Source organism: Psychrobium sp. nBUS_13, from assembly GCF_051201665.1.
Taxonomy (GTDB): domain Bacteria; phylum Pseudomonadota; class Gammaproteobacteria; order Enterobacterales; family Psychrobiaceae; genus Psychrobium.
Genome location: NZ_CP179210.1, coordinates 3,753,484 through 3,774,173, shown reverse-complemented (window position 1 = coordinate 3,774,173; position 20,690 = coordinate 3,753,484). Strand labels below are relative to the sequence as shown.

General features: G+C 41.2%; 13 protein-coding genes and 2 pseudogenes. 7 read left to right on the top strand and 8 right to left on the bottom strand.

Translation table 11 applies throughout. The features are described 5' to 3' along the window. Nucleotides 1–285 precede the first annotated feature (285 nt). The 5 genes and pseudogenes from glpK (at nucleotide 286) to ACMAZF_RS17470 (ending at nucleotide 6,827) form a co-directional block, all read left to right on the top strand. Complete coding sequence (glpK, locus tag ACMAZF_RS17490) at nucleotides 286–1,767, top strand: glycerol kinase GlpK (protein WP_435275010.1); 1,482 nt, start codon at nucleotides 286–288, stop codon at nucleotides 1,765–1,767. A 34-nt stretch (nucleotides 1,768–1,801) separates the two neighbouring features. Further along, nucleotides 1,802–4,621: a response regulator gene (locus tag ACMAZF_RS17485; RefSeq protein WP_435275009.1), complete on the top strand. Its 2,820-nt coding sequence runs from the start codon at nucleotides 1,802–1,804 to the stop codon at nucleotides 4,619–4,621. 270 nt (nucleotides 4,622–4,891) lie between these two features. Continuing rightward, nucleotides 4,892–5,521 (top strand): annotated as a pseudogene (locus tag ACMAZF_RS17480) (IS1595 family transposase); the annotation flags it as partial. Between the two features lie 154 nt (nucleotides 5,522–5,675). Then, nucleotides 5,676–5,945, top strand: a pseudogene (locus ACMAZF_RS17475) (IS1595 family transposase); the annotation flags it as partial. Nucleotides 5,946–5,984: 39 nt separating this feature from the next. After that, on the top strand, nucleotides 5,985–6,827 hold the full coding sequence (locus tag ACMAZF_RS17470) for a sulfurtransferase (protein ID WP_435275008.1): 843 nt from the start codon (nucleotides 5,985–5,987) through the stop codon (nucleotides 6,825–6,827). Here ACMAZF_RS17470 and mgtE read toward each other — a convergent pair. The 7 genes from mgtE to ACMAZF_RS17435 form a co-directional block, all read right to left on the bottom strand. Beyond that, on the bottom strand, nucleotides 6,824–8,185 hold the full coding sequence (gene mgtE, locus ACMAZF_RS17465) for a magnesium transporter (protein WP_435275007.1): 1,362 nt from the start codon (nucleotides 8,183–8,185) through the stop codon (nucleotides 6,824–6,826). The genes ACMAZF_RS17470 and mgtE overlap by 4 nt on opposite strands. 96 nt (nucleotides 8,186–8,281) lie before the next feature. Beyond that, entirely contained in the window at nucleotides 8,282–9,145 is an 864-nt protein-coding gene (rapZ, locus tag ACMAZF_RS17460) for an RNase adapter RapZ (RefSeq protein ID WP_435275006.1), read from the bottom strand. Between the two features lie 401 nt (nucleotides 9,146–9,546). Beyond that, nucleotides 9,547–11,853, bottom strand: a complete 2,307-nt coding sequence (gene pbpC / locus ACMAZF_RS17455; protein ID WP_435275005.1) for a penicillin-binding protein 1C — start codon at nucleotides 11,851–11,853, stop codon at nucleotides 9,547–9,549. Then, nucleotides 11,853–16,640 (bottom strand): alpha-2-macroglobulin family protein, encoded by a 4,788-nt coding sequence (locus ACMAZF_RS17450; protein ID WP_435275004.1) that lies wholly within the window; start codon nucleotides 16,638–16,640, stop codon nucleotides 11,853–11,855. Before ACMAZF_RS17450 ends, pbpC begins: the two co-directional genes overlap by 1 nt. A 91-nt stretch (nucleotides 16,641–16,731) precedes the next feature. Continuing rightward, nucleotides 16,732–17,025, bottom strand: coding sequence for a putative quinol monooxygenase (locus tag ACMAZF_RS17445; protein WP_435275003.1), 294 nt, complete (start codon nucleotides 17,023–17,025; stop codon nucleotides 16,732–16,734). Between the two features lie 16 nt (nucleotides 17,026–17,041). Further along, nucleotides 17,042–17,254 carry a SlyX family protein gene (locus ACMAZF_RS17440; RefSeq protein ID WP_435275002.1) on the bottom strand — a complete coding sequence of 71 codons (213 nt, stop codon included), beginning with the start codon at nucleotides 17,252–17,254 and terminating at the stop codon, nucleotides 17,042–17,044. 16 nt (nucleotides 17,255–17,270) lie between these two features. Further along, entirely contained in the window at nucleotides 17,271–18,239 is a 969-nt protein-coding gene (locus tag ACMAZF_RS17435; RefSeq protein WP_435275001.1) for a WD40 repeat domain-containing protein, read from the bottom strand. Between the two features lie 210 nt (nucleotides 18,240–18,449). Between ACMAZF_RS17435 and fkpA the strand changes: the two genes are divergently transcribed. Then, nucleotides 18,450–19,250, top strand: a complete 801-nt coding sequence (fkpA, locus tag ACMAZF_RS17430) for an FKBP-type peptidyl-prolyl cis-trans isomerase (protein WP_435275000.1) — start codon at nucleotides 18,450–18,452, stop codon at nucleotides 19,248–19,250. A 190-nt stretch (nucleotides 19,251–19,440) separates the two neighbouring features. On the opposite strand, the gene ACMAZF_RS17425 is transcribed toward fkpA, so the two are convergent. After that, nucleotides 19,441–19,773 (bottom strand): PBPRA1643 family SWIM/SEC-C metal-binding motif protein, encoded by a 333-nt coding sequence (locus ACMAZF_RS17425; RefSeq protein ID WP_435274999.1) that lies wholly within the window; start codon nucleotides 19,771–19,773, stop codon nucleotides 19,441–19,443. Between the two features lie 365 nt (nucleotides 19,774–20,138). Here ACMAZF_RS17425 and ACMAZF_RS17420 point away from each other — a divergent pair, with 365 nt between their 5' ends. Next, the gene (locus tag ACMAZF_RS17420; protein ID WP_435274998.1) at nucleotides 20,139–20,687 is read left to right on the top strand and encodes a cytochrome b; all 549 of its coding nucleotides are present in this window, start codon (nucleotides 20,139–20,141) and stop codon (nucleotides 20,685–20,687) included. Nucleotides 20,688–20,690: the final 3 nt, after the last annotated feature.

Sequence of the window (20,690 nt, the reverse complement as noted above, 5' to 3'; positions counted from 1 at the left end):
AACAAGGCGCTCGATTGACTAATAGCTGGCTATTAGGATTGAGAGCAACGCCATTTTAGTTAATTTTAACAAGTACAAGTGGGCAAATATTTAATGCAATTGGTATTACTCTAAAGCTTAGATATTGAATTGGTTGACTGATGCGATAAGTTCAAATAATTCGCTGTTTTAAATGAGAGTTAATTGTCTTCTATTCAGCCTATTTTTAGTACTGATTTTCTCGGACAACCCTAAGAATGCATGGTAAAGTAATACGTCGTTCTTATTAATTACTATGTCACTGATATGCCTAATTTTATCCTCTCAATCGATCAGGGAACAACGAGTTCTCGCGCGGTGCTATTTGACGACCAAGGTAAGGTTGTTGCTAAATCGCAAACTGAATTTGAGCAACACTTCCCTCAAGATGGCTGGGTAGAGCATAAGCCTAACGATATTCTAACGACTGTGGTGCACTGTGCAAAAGATGTCATGGCAAAGTCGCAAGTTGACGCTTGTGATGTTAGGTGTGTTGGAATTACTAACCAGCGTGAAACAACGGTGGTGTGGGATAAAAATACTGGCGAAGCTATCTATAACGCTATTGTTTGGCAAGATCGAAGGACTGGCGAAAAATGCCGAGAATTAGTTGAGCAAGGCTATGAAGCGACTGTATCCGCTAAGACTGGTTTGCTACTTGATCCCTATTTTAGTGCGAGTAAGTTACAATGGGTTTTAGATCACGTAGAAGGAGCACGTAAACGCGCTGAACGTGGCGAGTTAGCGTTTGGCACCATTGACACCTTTTTGCTCTGGCATCTTACCCAAGGACACCAACACGCAACTGATGCCACTAATGCTTCTCGTACGCTACTCTTTAATATTCATGACCAATGTTGGGATGACGAACTACTGGCGTTATTCAACATTCCAAAAGCTATTCTACCCGAAGTTAAGGACAGTGCAGATGATTTCGGCGTAACAGATCCAACTATTTTAGGTCAGGCGATTCCTATAACAGCGATGATTGGCGATCAACAAGCGGCGTTATTTGGACAAACTTGTTTTGAAAAAGGGATGGCGAAAAGCACTTACGGTACAGGTTGTTTTTTAATGCTCAATACGGGTGATAAAGCGATTCAATCGACGAATCGTTTACTATCAACCGTAGCCTATCGTTTAAATGGCAAAACAACTTACGCACTGGAAGGTAGTATATTTATGGCGGGGGCAACCGTGCAATGGTTGCGAGATGGTCTAGAATTTATAAAAGATGCCAGTGAAACCCAAGCCATTGCAGAAAAAACGCCTATCGATCATGGGGTATTTTTAGTGCCTGCATTCACAGGTCTTGGGGCGCCCTTTTGGGATCCTAATGCACGCGGTGCAATTGTTGGCTTAACGCGAGACTCAGGCATCAAAGAGATTGTGAGCGCGGGCTTACAGTCGGTTTGTTACCAAACTAAAGATTTGCAAAAAGCGATGGAGTCGGATGGTGTCAGACCTACGTCGCTGCAAATTGATGGTGGGATGAGTCAGAATGATTGGACAATGCAGTTCCTCGCTGACATTTTAGGGGCTAATATTAGTCGCTGTAGCATTATGGAAACAACCGCGTTAGGTTGCGCGTATTTAGCAGGCCTTCAAGCTGGCATCTTTGATTCATTGTCTCAAATATCTAAGTTGTGGCATCAAGATAAGCTATTTACACCAACCATGTTAGCGACGCAACGAAATGGCTTGTATCAACAGTGGTTAACCGCTGTTGAACGAGTCAAAACGCAGTAATCAGCAACGAATAGTATGAATAAAGGGAATTATTGTGGAACGGTTTGCTAAATTAATTTTTATAGCGGTGTTAGGGGGATTTTTTTCGTCGTTAGCATCTGCTAACACTGAAAATGAGACGCGATTTAATACATTGCTACAATCTAGCGATAAAGCACACGCTATTGAGCAAGCTCTGGAGATAATTGAGAACGTCACCCTAACGCCTATTGAACACGTGCATGGACATAGTACGTTAGCAAAGCTTCATAATTCGAACTCTCAGCCTAAAAGAGCATTAAACAATGCGCATCGAGCATTAGCATTGTCACAGCAATATGGATTGCGTGAGCAAGAGGCACGCGCCAGTAAATTTGTAGGGATCCTCTACTTTTTCAAAAATGATGTATTAAATGCGATGCAGCACTATCAACTTTCACTCGACTATTTTCGAGAAACTAATCAAAAGATTGAACAAGCACATGTTCTAAATAATATGGCTTTGGCAACGACTGCTGTTCATGATTTTGAGTCAGCGGTGAAGCAATTTGAAGAGGCGGCTGAAATATATAGTAATGTGGGAAGTGCATTAGATAGTATTGATGTTCAACAAAATATTGCTATTCTTTACAATCGTTTACAACAGTACGAAACCGCTATATCGATTTTTTCGAGTGTCATAAAAAAACTAAAAACGATGGATCGACCTGAAAGACTAGCACGCGGATATTTAGAGTATGGGCGCTCTTTTCAAGGCGCTGGTCAATTCGAGACTGCTCTTGAATTCATTAATAGAGCCTATGTCGCTTTGAAAGCGCAAGATAATGAATTTCAAGTCGCTTTTGCTGCGAATAGTCTTGCAAATGTTTATTTGGATTTGCATAAGATCGAAAAGAGCGAGCGTCATGCAAAAGAATCGATAGCGCTCGGAGAGAAAACTGACAATACTGACGCTGTTTCTGGCGCCTATTATGCGCTTGCTAAAGTAAATTATTATCGCGCTAATCATGACTCCGCTGTTAAATTTATTGAAAAATCCCAACAACTCGCCATTGAAAGCACAAATCCTGAAAGACAAATGCATAACAGTGCGCTCTATGCACTCATTTTAGCGTCGAAAGGGGAGACGCATAATGCCGTTAATACATTACGAAATTCACTGGCTAAATATAATGAAAATGGGCGAGAGCAAGCCACTGCAAAAATGACAATATATCGTGCTAAATCGAACGCAGACCGTTTAATGGCTCAGGTTAACGATTTAATGCAAAAAGAAAAACTTCAAACCTTTGAGTTTGAGCAGGCGCAACAACGTTATCAATTATGGTTATCTGGCAGTATCTTACTCATTGTTATCAGTTTCTTCTTTTATCGAAGCCGATCACAGGCGAAACTCAAGCGTAATTTATCTCAAAAAGTAAAACTAAGAACGGAAGAGCTAGAGCTATTAATGGAAGAAGTCCAGCAAGCTAACGCCACAAAGAACCAATTTTTAGCTAATATGAGCCACGAACTTCGCACTCCTTTAACTGCCGTAATAGGACAGGCTGAAGCGATTATCGCTGGTGATGTTGAGCCGGAATTTGTTCATAAAGAAGTTGAAATCATATACAGCAATAGCACCCATTTATTGACCCTACTCAATGATCTGCTTGATCTGAGTCGAATTGAAGCAAACAAACTCGAACTAGAACTAAAGCAGCACGATATTCACAAGGTCATTGATAAAGTCAGTAGCTTTTTTCAAGAACAAGCACAAAAGAAAGGATTGGACTTTGTCGTTGATAATCAATTATCAAGTCCCTTCGTAATGATGATAGATGAGTTACGCCTCAAGCAAATTCTTATTAACTTATGCTCAAATGCCATTAAATTTACTTACCGTGGCAGGGTAACCATGATCATTAGTGCTGATACCCATTGTGTGTCATTTAAAGTAATAGATACTGGTATTGGCTTAAATGAAGAACAGCTTGCGCAAATTTTTAATCGTTTTACGCAAGGAGATAGTTCTATTAGCCGCCGTTTTGGTGGCTCTGGACTTGGTTTGTGTTTATCGCAGCAATTGGCAATTATGATGAATGGCAATATCGATGTCGCGAGTGAGATAAACATTGGTAGTGAGTTTATATTTAGCTTACCAATCTCTGAGCAGCCTTGTTATATGCAGCAAGAATTACCTGCAGTGACTCAACGACTTGACCCTAATCTGACATTAAATGGTCTCGTATTATTGGCAGATGATCATGATGATAATAGACGACTGACCGAGCGGTTATTACGAGTTCTCGGCCTTAATGTCGTCACCGCTGCCAATGGTTATCAAGCGATAAAAAAATACAATTTACGCAAGCCAGACTTGGTGCTACTTGATATTCAGATGCCTGAAATGGACGGTATTGAAGCCTTTAAAGCGTTACGTCAACAAGGTGCTAAGGTACCTATTGTAGCCTTGACGGCAAACGCAATGAATCACGAAATAGAACACTACATCCGCCTTGGTTTTGATGACTACGTCAGTAAACCTATTGTTCGTAACTATTTTGTACAAGTATTAGCGCGTAACCTACGTCAAACAGTTGTGCCTGAGCAGACACAGCAATTGGCTCAAGTCGATACATCTGATATTTCAAAAGATTTTAAAGCGTCCTTTAAAGCTGAGCGAAAAAACTTTGAGTTATTATTATCAACCTTCGATTACAGTGAGTTAGCAAAAGCAGCCCATCGCTTTTCAGGCGCCGCCGCCGTGTTCCAATTTTCTCAATTGGCAACCTTGGGCGCTGATATTGAAAAAGCGATTAAACAACAACAGCATTTGAAAGCAAAAACATTAACGGAACAACTTATCGTGTTATTAAGTGAGGCGCTGTTGTAGCTAATTGTTGTCTATACTCAATAGTGAGATTAACTTATTGAAGGTATTGGTAATCAATACTAAATCATTTGTAAGTAAGCTTAATACCAAGTTGACAAAGTTATTGCCCACTTTTGCTGGTTAAAATAAAATGAATGTTGCGTTGCTTTCAATCCCAATAGCCAGCTATTGCTCAATCAAGCGCCTTGCCTTCATTTGTTTTTCCTTCGCAAAACAAGATCACAAACTTAATCAAATTGGTATAACCGGATAACGAAACAACGTTCCTCGATGACTCCAGCGCAAAGAGAGATAGTTCATCAGTCAATTCAAGCGCTAGAGGCTGAAATCAGTACCGATGAAATTATTCAGCCTCTTTTTGACCTATCCCCACAATGCCCTCATTGCGAATCCACTCAATTGAAAAAGTGGGGGAAATCAGGTGCGATACAGAGATACCGCTGTAAAGGTTGTCATAAAACCTTTAACAACAAGACTAAGACACCATTCGCTCGATTACATAAATCTCATCTGTGGGAAGATTATGCGCGTTGTATGCAATTAAAATTAACCCTAAGAGAAGCTGCCGAGGTTTGTGGTATTAACCTTAAAACGGCTTTCTTATGGCGACATCGTTTTCTGGTTGCTCAAGCGGGTAAAAATGACGATAAGCTATCGGGAATTATTGAAGTTGATGAGTTTTTTCTAGCTTACTCAGAAAAAGGTTCGAACACTTTAGCGGAGCAACGTCAGCCCAGAAAACGAGGGGGCGGCATCGATAAACGAACCAAGGATGGTCAAGTTGCCGTTCTTTTATCGATAGATCGCAGCAACCATATGATTACCCCTATGTTAGCGGCTGATACAACGGCAGAAATAGCAGCGAATTTAGCTGAAAATATCACTGAACACTCGGTATTATACCAATTACATTAAGTAAGTGATCTTGTTGTGCGTAGAGAAAATCAGCTAAAACAAGGCGCTCGATTGACTAATAGCTGGCTATTAGGATTGAGAGCAACGCCATTTTAGTTAATTTTAACAAGTACAAGTGGGCAAATATTTAATGCAATTGGTATTATGCAGCGATGGTTCGTGGTCCTATGTGGCAATTGCCAAACAAAAACATGGTGACCATAAGCGGTTAATCAACGGTGAAATCAGAGTAATAGATGAGGTGTACCATATCCAAACGGTGAATGGCGCGATAGCTAACTTTAAAGGCTGGATTAACGGAAAAATGAAAGGTGTGGCAGCGACGTATTTATCTAATTATCTTGCGTGGTTCAGGGAAAGCAACGCCAAGCTAGATAAACAGCAAATATTAGTCGCGGCTTACGGGTGACAACAGTATTTTGGAGCAGCGTCTTAAGTGAAGAGCATATTGAATAATTTACCATTGGTAAACGGCGATTGGGTAGCCACTCAATTAGCTAACGACAAGATTAAGTTAGTTGATGCCAGTATGAAAAAAATTGTTGGTAAAGAACCAATAGTCTATGAATTACCAATTTTACTGCCTCAAAGCTTACCGCTGAATATCGAAACAGCTTTGAGTGATAGTGCGTCTTTATTATCTAATACTATGCCATCTGTTAAGCAGTTTAGCGATTATATGATGGAACTAGGTATCACTAATGACGATGTTGTCGTTATCTATGATAATCAAGGGATGTACTCTGCGCCACGTGCATGGTGGTTGTTCAAAGTAATGGGGCATAAAAATGTTTACGTACTTGATGGTGGGTTACCAAAATGGCAACTAGAGAAACAACCTGTTGTCGCTAGCTATCAAGCGTTAGGCGAAAAAAGTCATTATATTACTCAATTACAACATGAGTGGATGGCTAATCAATCGTTAGTTGTAGCGAATCTTAAAAATGGTGAGTACACGTTAATTGATGCCCGAGGGGCAGTTCGTTTTCATGGGCAGTCGCTTGAACCGCGGCCTAATGTACGGCCTGGTCATATTCCTAACTCATTAAATTTACCATTTGCTAAGGTGCTTAATGGCGACCGTTTTAAGTCGGTGCAGGCATTAAAAAAGGAATTCGCTGAGCTTGGTATTGAAGATGTTGATCATCCCATGATCTTTAGTTGCGGCTCTGGGATTACGGCATGCATATTATTGCTAGCAGCACATATTGCTGGATTTAATAATTTGCGATTATATGATGGTTCGTGGGCACAGTGGGGCAGTGATGAGTCACTACCCGTATCACTTTAACTATAAGCTAACGTTGCTGTACCTAGGAAGGCAAATATTCCGACAACATCAGTAATAGTGGTTAACACAACGCCACCCGCTAATGCCGGATCAATCTTTAAGCGTTTGAGTGTTAACGGAATTAAGACACCGGATAAACCAGCGGCCGTCATATTAGCTAACATTGCAAAAGCGATAACCAACCCAAGTTTTACATCCTGTTGCCATAAGCCAACAACGACAGACAAGATTAAAGCCCACAGTAAGCCGTTGAGCATACCTATCGCTAACTCTTTGCCAATCAACCAACGTTTATTGCGATCGCCGACATGTCCAAGTGCCATACCACGGATAATCAGGGTTAGGGTTTGATTTCCTGCGATGCCGCCCATGCTGGGTACTAAGGTATTAAGAATGGCTAGAATCGCCATTTGAGCAAGAATAGGTTCGAATAAATTGCTTACTGCAACAGCCGCTAACGCTGTTAATAAATTGATGCCGAGCCACAATGAACGCTTACGAGTACTCTTAATGACTGGCGCAAAGGTATCTTCTTCATCATCTAAACCCGCCATACTCATCATGGAATGTTCAGCTTCTTCACGAATAATATCAACAACGTCATCGATGGTAATACGACCTAGTAGCTTGCCGCTAGTATCGATAACAGGGGCAGATAACCAGTCATGGCGCTCAAATTGTTGAGCAACTTCTGTTTCGTCCATTGCCGCTGGAATAGCTTCTATGGTGCGATCCATGATCTGAGATACAGTCATGATTGGATTGGTTGTAATAAGCGTAGATAGGGTGACACCGCCAAGTAATTTGTCGTCTTTATTTACGACATATAGCATGTCTGTCGCTTCAGGAAGTTCACCTTTGAGCCGGAGATAGCGCATAACAACATCAAGATTAACATCGGGGCGTAAGGTGACAGTATCCGTGTTCATGATACTACCAGCAGAGTCTTCCTCATACGCCATCGCAGCTTCAACACGGCTACGATCTTGCGCATCCATTGCCGCTAATACTTGGCGATAAATACTATCTGGTAAGGTACGTAGAACGTCAGTTAAATCATCGGTATCCATCCCCTCTGTTGCTGCCGCAACTTGATGGGCCTGCATTTGCTTAACAATGCTTTTTTGAACGTCTTCGGATAACTCTTCGAGGATATCGCCTTGATCGTCATGATCAACTAGCTGCCAAAGCACTTGACGGCTTCTGTAGGGACTAGATTCTAACAGCAGCGCAACATCACACGCTGGCATATCCATCAATATTTGCCGAACGTGCACGAACATGCCGCTATTTAGCGCATTTTGGAGCTCGTCGAACTTTTTGTTCGAGAAATCTTGTTCGATGACTGTTTCTGGCATAACGACAGTACTTTTATTGAAGGTTGGTTAATTGAAACTATTACAAAATTAATTGATTTGTATAGTATTTAATACTAACCGATGTTTGAATCATTTTCAGCTATTAATTGCGCCTTTGCGAACCATTTCACGATGATGGATCTGAATATTATGACGTTGCTCTGAAAAGTTCTTCGCTAATTTTTGGGCTAAATAAACACTGCGATGCTGACCACCAGTACAACCAATGGCAATAGTTACATAACTACGGTTATTTCGCTCTAGCTCTGGCAACCAAGTGCCAATGAAGTCAGTGATTTGCGATTCAAGTTTATTAACCATGGCATTACTTGATAAATATTCTTGCACCGGCAAGTCAAGACCAGTTAATGGACGTAGTTCCGGCACCCAGTGTGGGTTAGGAAGGAAACGAACGTCAAATACATAATCAACATCACGTGGTAGGCCGTATTTAAAACCGAAAGACTCAAATACCAAAACAAGTTCGCTGCTGCGTGTGCCTAAAAGACGTTTTTTGATTAAATCACTTAATTGATAAATAGTGAGTTCACCCGTTTCAATTTTTAAATCAGCGGCGGCCGCAAGAGGCTGCAACATCACTTTCTCTGCTTTTACAGCTTCCATCAAGGTCAAGCATTGTTGTGTCAGTGGATGAAGACGGCGAGATTCGCTATAGCGTTTAATCAATTTAGTGCTTGATGCATCTAGAAACAGAATTTCAAGTTCACAGTGCTTTCTTAACGATTCTAATAATTCGTCTAGCTCTTCTTCTGTAGGGGGGATGTTTCGAACATCCAAGCTGACTGCAACTGGCTGTTCTGAATCTTCAGTATTTTGAATAAAAGGAAATAGTAAATTAATCGGAAGGTTGTCGACACAGTAGTATCCAATGTCTTCCAAGACTCGTAACGCTACGCTTTTCCCTGCGCCGGATGTACCACTAATAATTGTTAATTTCACAATAGTTCCTAAATATCGAAATAGAATAAATACCCATATCATCAAGCCTAATTATAAATCAGTTGAGATAGTGTTTAATACCAATTGCATTAAGTAAGTGATCTTGTTGTGCGTAGAGAAAATCAGCTAAAACAAGGCGCTCGATTGACTAATAGCTGGCTATTAGGATTGAGAGCAACGCCATTTTAGTTAATTTTAACAAGTACAAGTGGGCAAATATTTAATGCAATTGGTATAATATAACTCTTTCATTTTAATGGTTAATTTTTGTTTTGCAATTAAATATTAGTCGTAAACTGACATGATTTAGCAGCCGGATTTAGAATTAATATTCTTAAAATCATTGAAATTAGATAAATAGTATGAATATTGCCTCGATTAGTTGTTAAATGTGGTGAAAATTACTCAATGAAAAAATTGACTTTATCAAGCTGTCCATTATTAGATAATGCTATCAATTGATAACTTCCCCGATGATCTATCGTTAACTCTAATTTATTATTGATTAACTCTCCGTTTAAGAGCCAAGTTATATTCTGCGACGGTTGGTTAGTCGTCAGCAATAAGCGCAATGGGTTGTTATTGGTTTTAATAAAGTGACTCTCAGGTTTAATAGATGAAATTTGCAGTGGAGAATGTATTGTCGACTTTTCAGTGCAATTAGTATTGAGTTTTGGGAGCCGATGTTGATTTTGTTTTGGTTTATCTAGCCATCGATTAAGTGCATCAGGCCATAAATCGATTGTTGAAACAACCGCATTTTCACTAGCACAAAGTAAATTGCTGCGCGTTCCATTGGGTTCAAGATAGAAGTGTAAACGTAATCGACTACCAAAATTAGGACGTATACTCGTCAAGGTTGCGGGGGCATGCCCATCAATAAGCCACGCTTCTTTTTGTTCTAGGCAGTTATCCTGTGCAGTGTCAGAGATAACTCTTCCACTAGGCCAGCATATGGAGTGACGAGATACATTAGCGGGACGCTGTGGAATAAAGTTATTATCAAAATGGTGGCTTACCTGCAAAAATAGCGGCAGTGCATGCTTACTACCAGTGTTATTAGGTAGTGCGACTGCATCGGCTCTGCCGATCCATACACCAATGATATAGCGCCCCGAAAAACCAATAACCCACGCATCTCTATTGTCGTAACTTGTGCCCGTTTTCCAGCCAATCAATTTATTTTGATGTTCACTTAATTGGTCACTAATACGGCCAGGTTGTTGCTGTTGGCGCAGTATATTTTGAACTAGCCATGCGCTTGCTGGCGATAATAGAAATTGCTGCTTTATCTCGACCGATTTTTGATAGCGAGGGGTGAGGGCTTGTCCTTGATTGATAAGCGCTGAATAGGCAGTTACTAAGGATTCGAGTTTGATACCGACGCCGCCAAGTACCAAGGCTTGATTAGGGCTAGCATGTTGAGGCCAACGTAATGATAGACCAGCATTGTTTAACCGTGCGGTGAGGGCTTCACTCGTACCATAATTGAGTACCTGTACCACCGGAATGTTTAGGCTTCGTAGCAGTGCGTCACTTGTTGATACCGGTCCTGAATAACCGCCACTAAAATTATGCGGGCGGTAATCACCTTTAATTATTGGCGTATCATGCAACAACGATTGGTCGTGTATCAAACCTTGTTCGATGGCATCTCCATACACAAAGGGCTTTAGCGTTGAGCCCGGCGAGCGTACCGCCTTTATCATATCAACATGTCCCAAACGTTCATTATCGTTGAAGTTACCTGAACCAAGATAGGCTTTCACTTCGCCATTGAGTCCATCCATAACTAATACGGCTGCAGATGATTTGGGGGGTAAGCGATGTAAATAGTCTTTTACTTGATGCTCTAATTGTTCCTGAATATCGCCATCAATAAAGGTTGAAATATCAGGTAAGTCTGATTTTTGTGATTGTGATGATTTTAGGCGCCGGCTTAGTAAGGGGGCAATGTTGGGATGAGAAAAGTAATCGGCATAGATAGGATCTTTCTTCAGTGTCGCGACTATCGCGTTTGGCCACTGCTGAAAATTAGCCATACGGTCGAGCAATTTATTACGCGCGTTTAATGCACGTTCTGGATAACGATCTGGTCGATATCTGCTGGGTGATTGTGGCAAGACAGCAAGTAACGCTGCTTCGTTTTGTGTCAAATCGCTTGCTGGTTTATCAAAATAAGCATAACTTGCTGCCTGTATACCTTCTATGGGGCCGCCAAAGGGAGCAATGTTTAAGTACATTTCCAAGATCTGAGTTTTGCTAAAGTGCCATTCAAGCTGCAATGCGCGAAGCATTTGAGTAACTTTGCCTGCTATAGTTCGCTTATTGGGGTGAAGTAATCGCGCCACTTGCATGGTAATCGTTGAACCACCAGATACAGCCTTACCATGGTAAATGGCTTGACCGACAGCGCGTATCATTGCAAAGGGATTAACGCCTGGGTGTTGATAGAAATGGCGATCTTCATACGTAAATAAGGCTTGTAAATAATATGGACTAACGTTATCAACACTTACGCGATATCGCCAAATGCCATCTTGATTAGCGAAGGCTCGTAGTGGACGACCTTTGTTGTCGCTCACTACGGTAACGCCGTCATTAAGTTTACTTAAATTGAGCGGCGCTAATGTATCCGCAATAAATAGCGACATAACCAATAAAAGTATGCCAATAAATAACGAGTGCTTCCACGTTAAACGGCGCATTATTTTACCGTAATATCAGAGCCGCTTTGACCAATCGCGTTAATATCGTCACGGTACATTGCTTGAGCCATTACTGGTGGATGTTTAAATACGCCAGGGGTGACAACTTGCACCTGATAAAATAGCTGCGTTTCATTGTATTTATTGACGGAAATAGACGCGATATAACGATCATCAAGGTATCCTTGATAGTCAATTTTGTAAGCATCGATATGATCGATAATAGGGCGGCCGTCGATTTTTAGATCGCGTAAATTAATACTGCTATCAAAATTACTATTTTCAATCTCGAGTCCCGCTGGCAACAAATCAATCACCATGACATCTTTTACATTGTCACCCTGGCTCTGTGCTCTTATTCGAACGATAAATTGCTGACCACTTTGCAGGTTCTTCAGCACAACAGGGCGACCATTCATGTCGTAATAGTCACGCCTAATATGCATGCCATTGGATACTGACTCTGGAGCGACTAATGGATATCCTTGAGATACTTGGTCAACAAACAACAATTGAGATGATGTATTAGTGAGCGTTGACTGGGTAATGGCCAAACCGTCAATACGATAAAAGGCATTGTCGCTATCTGGGCCAGTGAACTGACTATCACCGACAGTTAGCTGATAATTAAACTCATCGCCAAATTTCTGTTCTAATTGGGAGTCTGCAAGCACTAGTGCTAACCGTTCTTGCGTACTAAACCAATCTCTGGATTGCTTGTCTTTCCATAGCTTAAAGGCAAGTTTTTGTGCCCAAACATCATCTAATTCGTGTTTAAGCAATAGATTAATGATCATCGCGTTATCACGTATCTTAGACGCGTAAGTGCCATTGTAAACTTGGGTGAATTTTTTATTTTTAGCGGTGTTTAATAGTGTTAAAGCTCGTTTTTTATCGCCCATCAATTCGAAAGCGACTGCCAATTGCACTAATGCTAATGGCGATTTACTATCGCGGCTTTTTTTCATCAATTGACGCATGTGACTTTGGTTAGTGCGTGATAACGATGCAAGCACCATGGCGGAATATGAGCGCGTTGCAAATCGATAGTCTGCCATGTCGCCATAACCACTAAAGTTACCGCGTCTGAGATAATGAGCTAATCGAGATAACAATTTTTCAAGAGACTGCTCAGGCACATAAATCCCCGCCTGTTGCGCTGCCAAAAGAACCTGTGCGCCATACGCACTTAGCCAAGGGGCCTCGTTGCCATTACTACCCCATAAGCTTAATCCACCGTTGTAGGTTTGCATGCTTAAGATACGCGATACCCCCTTATTGATGAGCTCACTACGGTCAACATTTACCAATTCTTTCGCAAGTTGTTGCTGGGTTTTTGGTGGCAAAGCCAGCCAAGGATATAGGCGGCTACTTGTTTGCTCTAAACATCCCAATGGGAATTCATATAGCTTGCTTACTTGATCTCGCAACTCAAATTGTGGTCGAGTTGCAATGCTAACGCTCGATTGAAGATCTTTATGCCAATTATCAGTATCAGGGTTGAATGTCACTGAGGACTTCACAGCAAGTGTACTACTGTTTGTCGTTCGCTGAGCTGGATAAGGATGACGCACAGACAGTTGCCATTGGCGCTGTGTTTGGTAATGCTCTCCTACAATCGACAATGAAATTGGTGCCCCATGATGGGCATTTATTGGCGCTGCATTTAAAGCAATAGATTGATTTTCTTTTGGCGCTAAAACAATAGAACGTTCAACATCAATGCCTAAGTCAGGCGCATTAATTTCTACTACAAGTTGCTGCTTGATATCTGACGTATTAGTCAAATCAACGGTGAGAGTAGCGCTATCGCCAATCGCTAAAAATCGCGGCATATTGATCTGAGAAACAATATCATCTGCAATAGTTATTGGTTTTTCGACGCTAGCGAATTCATCGTTACTATACGCAATGGCAAATAAACGCAGACGACCATTAAAATAGGGTACTGGAACATCAAATGTCGCGACGCCATTGACGACTTCTTGTGGCTTAGATAGGTAGGACACAATTTGTACATGGGCATTAGCTTGCTGTCCACCACGATCCATTTCTGCACCGCCACCCCATAATATATTGGCTTTTTGATGGTTGTTTGGCGCAATAATCGCATTTAAATTATCGGAAATAGCGATATCGTATCGACGTTTATCAAAGAAAAAGTCAAAGGGATCCGGCGTCTTAAACTGATGTAGATTGAGTACGCCCACATCGACTGCCGCCAGCACAACATGGGTCTGTTGTGAGGTATTGGCAATGTTAACAGTCACTTTTTCAGTGGTATTGGGTTTAATTTTTTCAGGGGCGTCTATGGTGAGTTCTAATTGTCGCTCATCACGATTTAGTGGTATATGAGTGACGCCCAACGCGCGTTTTATTGCAGTATCTTGGGTCATCGGAGTGATTAAATACGCCGTTAGGTAGACATCATGGCGCTGCCAATCCTTAATAGGAATCTCAACTTGGTTGTGTCCTTTATTGAGAATAACGTGTTGTTGCCACAGTAGATTATCACTCTCAATACGCAACCAAGCTTGACCTTGATAGGGCGCATCGATATTAACTTTTGCGATATCTCCTTCTTTATAAGAAGCTTTATCAAGCGCCAGTGCGATATGGTCTGGTCGAACACTACCATTATTGTTATCTGACCAACGCCAGTACCAATCTTCACCAGCATCAAAGAATAAACGAGACACGCGCTTATCTTGTGTCGATAGAACAACTAATTCATATTCGCCCCATTCGACAGGTGCTGTGATGGTCGTCGCTCCCGTATCGTTCAACGTAATGTTATCTTGCCATACAGGATAAATACTACTGCGCTGGTGACGTTGCCAGCCTTCTTGGTTGCTGTGTTCCCAGTAGTATTCTTTGTGATGTCGGATCAGGCTGACAAATACATCGTCTTTAGCGAGTGTTCCCGCCAAATCACTACGTAAAATATCAACGCTAATTTGGGTTTCACTATCGCTGGTAAGATCTTCAAAGTGAGGCTTGATACCAATCATTTGCTGATGAGGCCACCATAAGCGTTGAAATGATTTAGTGACTTTACGGCCGCTTTTCTCATACAAATACGCATAGCCATTGAGGAGCATTGCTTGGTTTGTGTTGTGCCATCGATCTTTTAGTACTAATGCGCCTTTGCCTTGTTGATCTAGGGTAATGGCATCAAGATCGAAACTATCGGTAATTCCTTGAGTTTTATGCTCTCCAAAATAGTAATTAGGCAAACTAGCGACAGCTTGGTTGGTTGACTTAAATTGCAATAAACCATCGACTTTATGGCCTGCAGCTGGGGCGCCGTATAAAAATAATCCTGTCAGTGGTTGTGTTGTATTACCAGCAGTAGTTAATGGTTCAAGCGCGCCGTTAAATTTAACTTCCAGACGCTGTGGCATAAAATCTTCAACGCTAAATTGGTGGTTAAAATGTTGATTAGCGAGTTTAAATTTAAGTTGATAATGACCTGTTAGCGCGTCCGGCGCGATGTTGAAATCAAACTGATATAGCCCATTCTTAGGCGATAACATCACTGTTTTTAGTGCATTACCATTAGGATCCTGTAATACCGCTTGTACCGGCAACGGCTTGACACCATGACCATCTTGATCTTTGAGAAGTCCATAATAGGTAATTGCTTCGCCACGACGATAAAGATCGCGAGCGCCAAATACAAATAACTCTAATGGTGAATTTTGACGACCATTAATGGCAAAATCAGCTAAGTTAAGCGGTTGTGAACGACGTAAATTAGCCACACTAAAATCATTATTTTTAATGAATGTTAGCAATGAAATATTTTTGTTCTTTGCTACTTTAGCTTGCCCCAATGCACTCGTTAATTGCGGCGTGGCAATTGGCTTATTTTTGTAATCGTAGGCTTGAATACTCACGCCTTGGACAGGCATTGCGTCACTTTGCTGCGCGACAGTGATTAGGTAATAGTCATTGTATTCACGAATTTCATGCGTTAATTCACTGATGGTAAAACGAGCCACTTGATAAGATTCATAATCATTTGGGGTTCGCAACACCGCAAAATATACGCCTGGTTCACGCAAAGCGTCAATATGACCTGTGGCCAAAACATGCTTTATACGTTGATTCGTTTCAGCCTTGGTGTCATATTTTTGCGTACTAACTAATTCTCCATCACGTGCAAGGCGCTCAACCGACCATGCGTAAATTTTGCTGGTGGCATTGTAAGATAAAATATCGTCATAGTGCTCTTGCTTAATACGGTAATAATTCACCTCAACCCAGGGTTGATTAACCACCATGATTGGTAAGCCGTCACTAAAATGTGGATTTAAGACTGAGCCTTGTTGCAAAAAAGAAGCGGATGGTGAGAGGTTTGGGCTTGAGAACTTTTTATCGTGAGTCTGAGTAAGTGTTATGTTGTCTGAGCTTGCTAATGAGGCTGCTATACGAATACGATAACTCGTGTCGGGAGCAATATGTGAATAGTAGGCATTAACGCCTTCTTCATCGAGTTGCCAAGCTTTGGACATATAGCCTTGATTGTTACTAAGGCTTAAATATTGATTAATATCCTTGGTTCTATCCACTGGTTTACTAAACATCACCCAAGCGGCAGGTAAGCCATTAAACTCCCTATAACCACTATTAACAACCGTGAATTCTTTAATTTTACTATAATCTTTCGCCATTTTTTCAGGTGATTTGACCGTGCTGGTATTGGCGTTGTTGGATTGCGGTGAATTATTGTCATTACAACCACTTAACAATAAAAGGGCAAGTAGTGCGAGGATCCGTGTCATGGTCAGTCCGTGGGTGTTAGATTAGGTGATGAAAAATTATAGATGCTTTTTTATGAATTATTGGTGAACGGTCTGGTCGGTACCAATTTAACTAAATTGGTACAACCTTTTGATAAGCTGCGCCACTTGGTGGAGCACCAAATAGCGCCATTGCAGCCTGCATATCATCACTTGGGAAATTGGCTAACGATTGTTGATGTGCCTCAACACTTTCCCATTTTTCAATCACTACAAATTTGTTGTCGCTGTCTTGTTGTCTCAGCACCTCGCACATTAGGTTGCCATCGCAACTGGTAATGTAAGGTACAAGTGAGCATAGAAATGTTTGAAGTTGGTCTTCTTTTGTGTCTGCAGCGCTAAAATGATTGATTCTTGTGATTGCCATTGGCGTTTCTCTACGATTAGTAATGTGGTGGTGGAGGCTCTGGAAGTTGAGCGCCCATCGGAGTTTGACCCATTTCACCTATTTTAGTGGCGAGATATTCTAATTGGGTGCGTTGACGATCGATAAGCTCATTTAACAGCGCAATTTCATCACTTAAGCTTTCAATGGTGTCTTCTTGAAAGGCAACTTTCATTTCTAGATCGTCGATCCGTTGCTCGGTGTTACTCATTGTATTTCCTAGGGGGTTAACGGCTACTGCCTATTGTCCAAAATTCGGCATAGCCAGAACTACTTTCGGTGACTAGTTTACCTGATTTTGTTTGTGCAATGGCATAAATAACTGAGCTAACAGGGCGAGAATCTTTTCGTGGGGTAACCTTCCACTGTTCTAGTTTTTTTCCTGAGCTTGCTTGCCAGCGGTTGAGTAGACGACCTGGACTGCCAGTAAATAGTTGTTTTGAGTCATTAGAGAATTTCACCGCGCTAAAAATACGAGAGCGAGATTGATATTGTAAGCGGCTAACTTCTTTACCTGATTTTAAATCCCAAATGGAAGACTGGCGCTGACTACCTGCACTAAACGCATATTTTCCTGTGCTATCAAGGGCAACCTTAGTGATACGTGTAGGATGGACAAAGCGGTGAATAACTTGAGCCGTTTTTGTATCCCAAAATAACGCCGTGTAATCACTGCTACCAGAAAGTGCATAACGGCCATTGGATGAAATGGCGACGCTGTTTATTTTTTCACTATGACCCAAAAATTCAATGCGGCGGCCACTAAAAATATTCACATGAACGACAACGCCGTTGACCTTGCCAATGAGTAAGTCACCGTTATTGGCAATAGCGATATCACGAATTGTTGATTCACGAAGCTTGGAGTAGGTGAGTGATTTACCCGTTTCTATATCCCACACGACAAACGCGTCTTTCTCGGCAGAGACTGCATATTTATTGTTGTCGGAAATAGCGGTAAATAAAACGAGGTTTTCACTACCTTGTGCCCATCGGTATTTTTGGGAGTTAGCGTTTAAGTCCCATAAAATCAGGTCATTAAAGCTCGAAGAAACTAATGCCAAGCTACCATCTTGAGATATCGCAGCGGCTAATGCACCATCCGTAGCATGCTCCCACATTTTGTCGGGTTTGTCAGAATCACTACAGGCGGTTAGCACGGCAACGACGCAGATTAAAAATATCCGTTTCAACATGAACTTTTTCCTACTTTCTTTATCTATAAGACACATTTGTGAGTGTTACCTTCGATGATATGGCTCAAATGCAGGCTAATCAACAACTATCTTGTTAAAAAACTTGAATAACTGGCTTAGAATGTGGCATAAACACCATCACTAAAAATTATTAATAATAATGGCCGTTTGTAAAATGAAGTGGCTGATAATCCCATTAAAGGAAGTTTCATGAAAAAGATTTTGAAAGTATCTGCAGTAGCAGCTGCATTATTAACGGTTGCTGCTTGTAATCAAGAGAAGAAAGTTGAGCCTGTTGCAAAGGCAGCTCCAGCAGCTATTGAACTAAAAAATGATGACGAAAAAGGCGCATATGCTATTGGTGTGTCATTTGCTAAATACGTTAACAAAAGCTTAGAGCAAGCTTCTGAAATGGGTGTTGAAGCTGATAAAGATCTTATCATCAAAGGTTTTACAGATACGATCAAAGGCAACGCAGCATTGAATGAAGAAGAAGTTCAAGCAGCGTTAATGGCTTACGATAAAAAGATGAAAGAAGTTCAAGCGACTAAAGTTGCTGAAACTGAAAAAGTATTCTTTGACGAAAATGCAAAGAAAGAAGGCGTTAAAGCAACTGAATCTGGTTTACAGTATGAAGTTGTAAAAGCAGGCGAAGGTGAAAAACCGACCGCTGCTGATACCGTAACTGTTCATTATACTGGTACGCTAACTGACGGCACTAAATTTGATAGTTCTCATGATCGCGGTGAGCCAATTTCTTTCCCGCTAGGCGGTGTAATTCCTGGTTGGACTGAAGGCTTACAATTAATGAGCCCTGGTGCAGTTTATAAGTTCTCTATTCCATCTGCATTAGCTTATGGCGCTCGTGCAACAGGCGGCATTCCTGCAAACTCAATTTTGTTGTTCGAAGTTGAACTGATTTCTGTCGAAAAAATGGCACCACCGGCAGCAACTGATGCTCCAGCCGCTGAAGGCCAAGCACACGCAGCAGAAGACGGTCACGTACACTAGAATATTAATGTTCTAACAAAAAAGCCGATGAGCATGCTCATCGGCTTTTTTATGTTCACGACTAAATGGATTTAGGAGGTAGGGCGAAGCAGGAGCTAGAGCCGAGGATGAACGGTATCGGGTGATTAGTAGGTGGAGTGGGTCCATACATTATCCATGTAGGCAAAGACCTAATGCTCCTGCGTTGGTTTTAGCCACAACATTTTTTAAATTTTTTGCCACTGTTACATGAACAAGGATCATTTCGGCCTGGTGTTTTTTCAAAGGTCGTAGTTGAAGCCGTGTTAATTATTGCGGTTAATTGATTGATGTCTTCAATGGCATCACTAGATACTGAAATATCAGCCACTAGTTCATGTTGTTCAACCAGTTGGCTCACTTCGTCTTTTCGCTCGTCACTGGTCACTGTTAAACTCAATGGGTTTTCCGATGTGCCAAGACGTACATCACGTTTAGTATTGTAGCCAGATTTTACATGGTTCACTCGTGTATGAATGCGGCCTTTGTAATATAAATCGTGCATGTAAAAATCCTTCAATTCTTATATATAGGTTGTTATTAGTGTGAAGCACTAAAATTTCGGCGCTATTATCGCACGTTTCTCCTGTGATGGAACTATCAGCAATTAATCTTACTTCTAACTACTTCACAAACATGATTGTGAAGTAGTTAATATGAAAATTACAGTCAAATTATTGGTAAATAAACTTGTGCATAATGATTTATACCCATGCCCCCTAGCGCATTTCTAATACATATTTAGTTAATAATAATGGTTAATTAACAGTTATTAGGAGTTAAATGGAAATAATCAATTGCCAAATAGAGGATGTATTTCTGGTAAAAGTTACACTATGATGAATTCTATCAGTGGTTTAGGAGCGGAATGTGAAAAATACAACGCAACATTATGGTTATTTATCGATTGGGCTACATTGGCTCATTGCGTTAATCGTATTTGGACTCTTTGGTTTAGGGGACTGGATGGTCGGTTTAGGCTATTACGATCCTTGGTATAAAACAGGCCCGGACTTACATAAAAGTATTGGCATCGTATTGTTTATCCTGATGATTGTGCGTGTGGCATCTCGATGGCTGCAGATTCAGCCAGAATCATTGGGATCTCATACTAATGTTGAACGAAAAGCGGGACACGCTGTCCATATCTTGCTCTATATATTATTGTTTTTCATCATGATAAGCGGATACTTGATATCAACGGCAGATGGTCGTGGTATCGAAGTATTTGGTTTATTTACCATTCCTAGTTTAGGTGAGTTATTTACAAACCAAGAAGACTTGGCTGGTTTGGCGCATGAATATGCTGCCTATATTGTTGTTGGCGCCGCGTTGTTACATGGACTTGCCGCCATTAAACATCACGTTATCGATAAAGATAACACCCTTAAAAGAATGCTTGGTCACAGGCAGAAATAGAGA

Excerpts from the sequence above, each read along its gene's own strand:
- ACMAZF_RS17435 (WP_435275001.1), bottom strand. The coding sequence starts at position 18,239 with ATGTTGAAACGGATATTTTTAATCTGCGTCGTTGCCGTGCTAACCGCC.
- ACMAZF_RS17450 (WP_435275004.1), bottom strand. The coding sequence starts at position 16,640 with ATGACACGGATCCTCGCACTACTTGCCCTTTTATTGTTAAGTGGTTGT.
- fkpA (WP_435275000.1), top strand. The coding sequence starts at position 18,450 with ATGAAAAAGATTTTGAAAGTATCTGCAGTAGCAGCTGCATTATTAACG.
- pbpC (WP_435275005.1), bottom strand. The coding sequence starts at position 11,853 with ATGCGCCGTTTAACGTGGAAGCACTCGTTATTTATTGGCATACTTTTA.
- ACMAZF_RS17425 (WP_435274999.1), bottom strand. The coding sequence starts at position 19,773 with ATGCACGATTTATATTACAAAGGCCGCATTCATACACGAGTGAACCAT.
- ACMAZF_RS17440 (WP_435275002.1), bottom strand. The coding sequence starts at position 17,254 with ATGAGTAACACCGAGCAACGGATCGACGATCTAGAAATGAAAGTTGCC.
- mgtE (WP_435275007.1), bottom strand. The coding sequence starts at position 8,185 with ATGCCAGAAACAGTCATCGAACAAGATTTCTCGAACAAAAAGTTCGAC.
- ACMAZF_RS17445 (WP_435275003.1), bottom strand. The coding sequence starts at position 17,025 with ATGGCAATCACAAGAATCAATCATTTTAGCGCTGCAGACACAAAAGAA.
- glpK (WP_435275010.1), top strand. The coding sequence starts at position 286 with ATGCCTAATTTTATCCTCTCAATCGATCAGGGAACAACGAGTTCTCGC.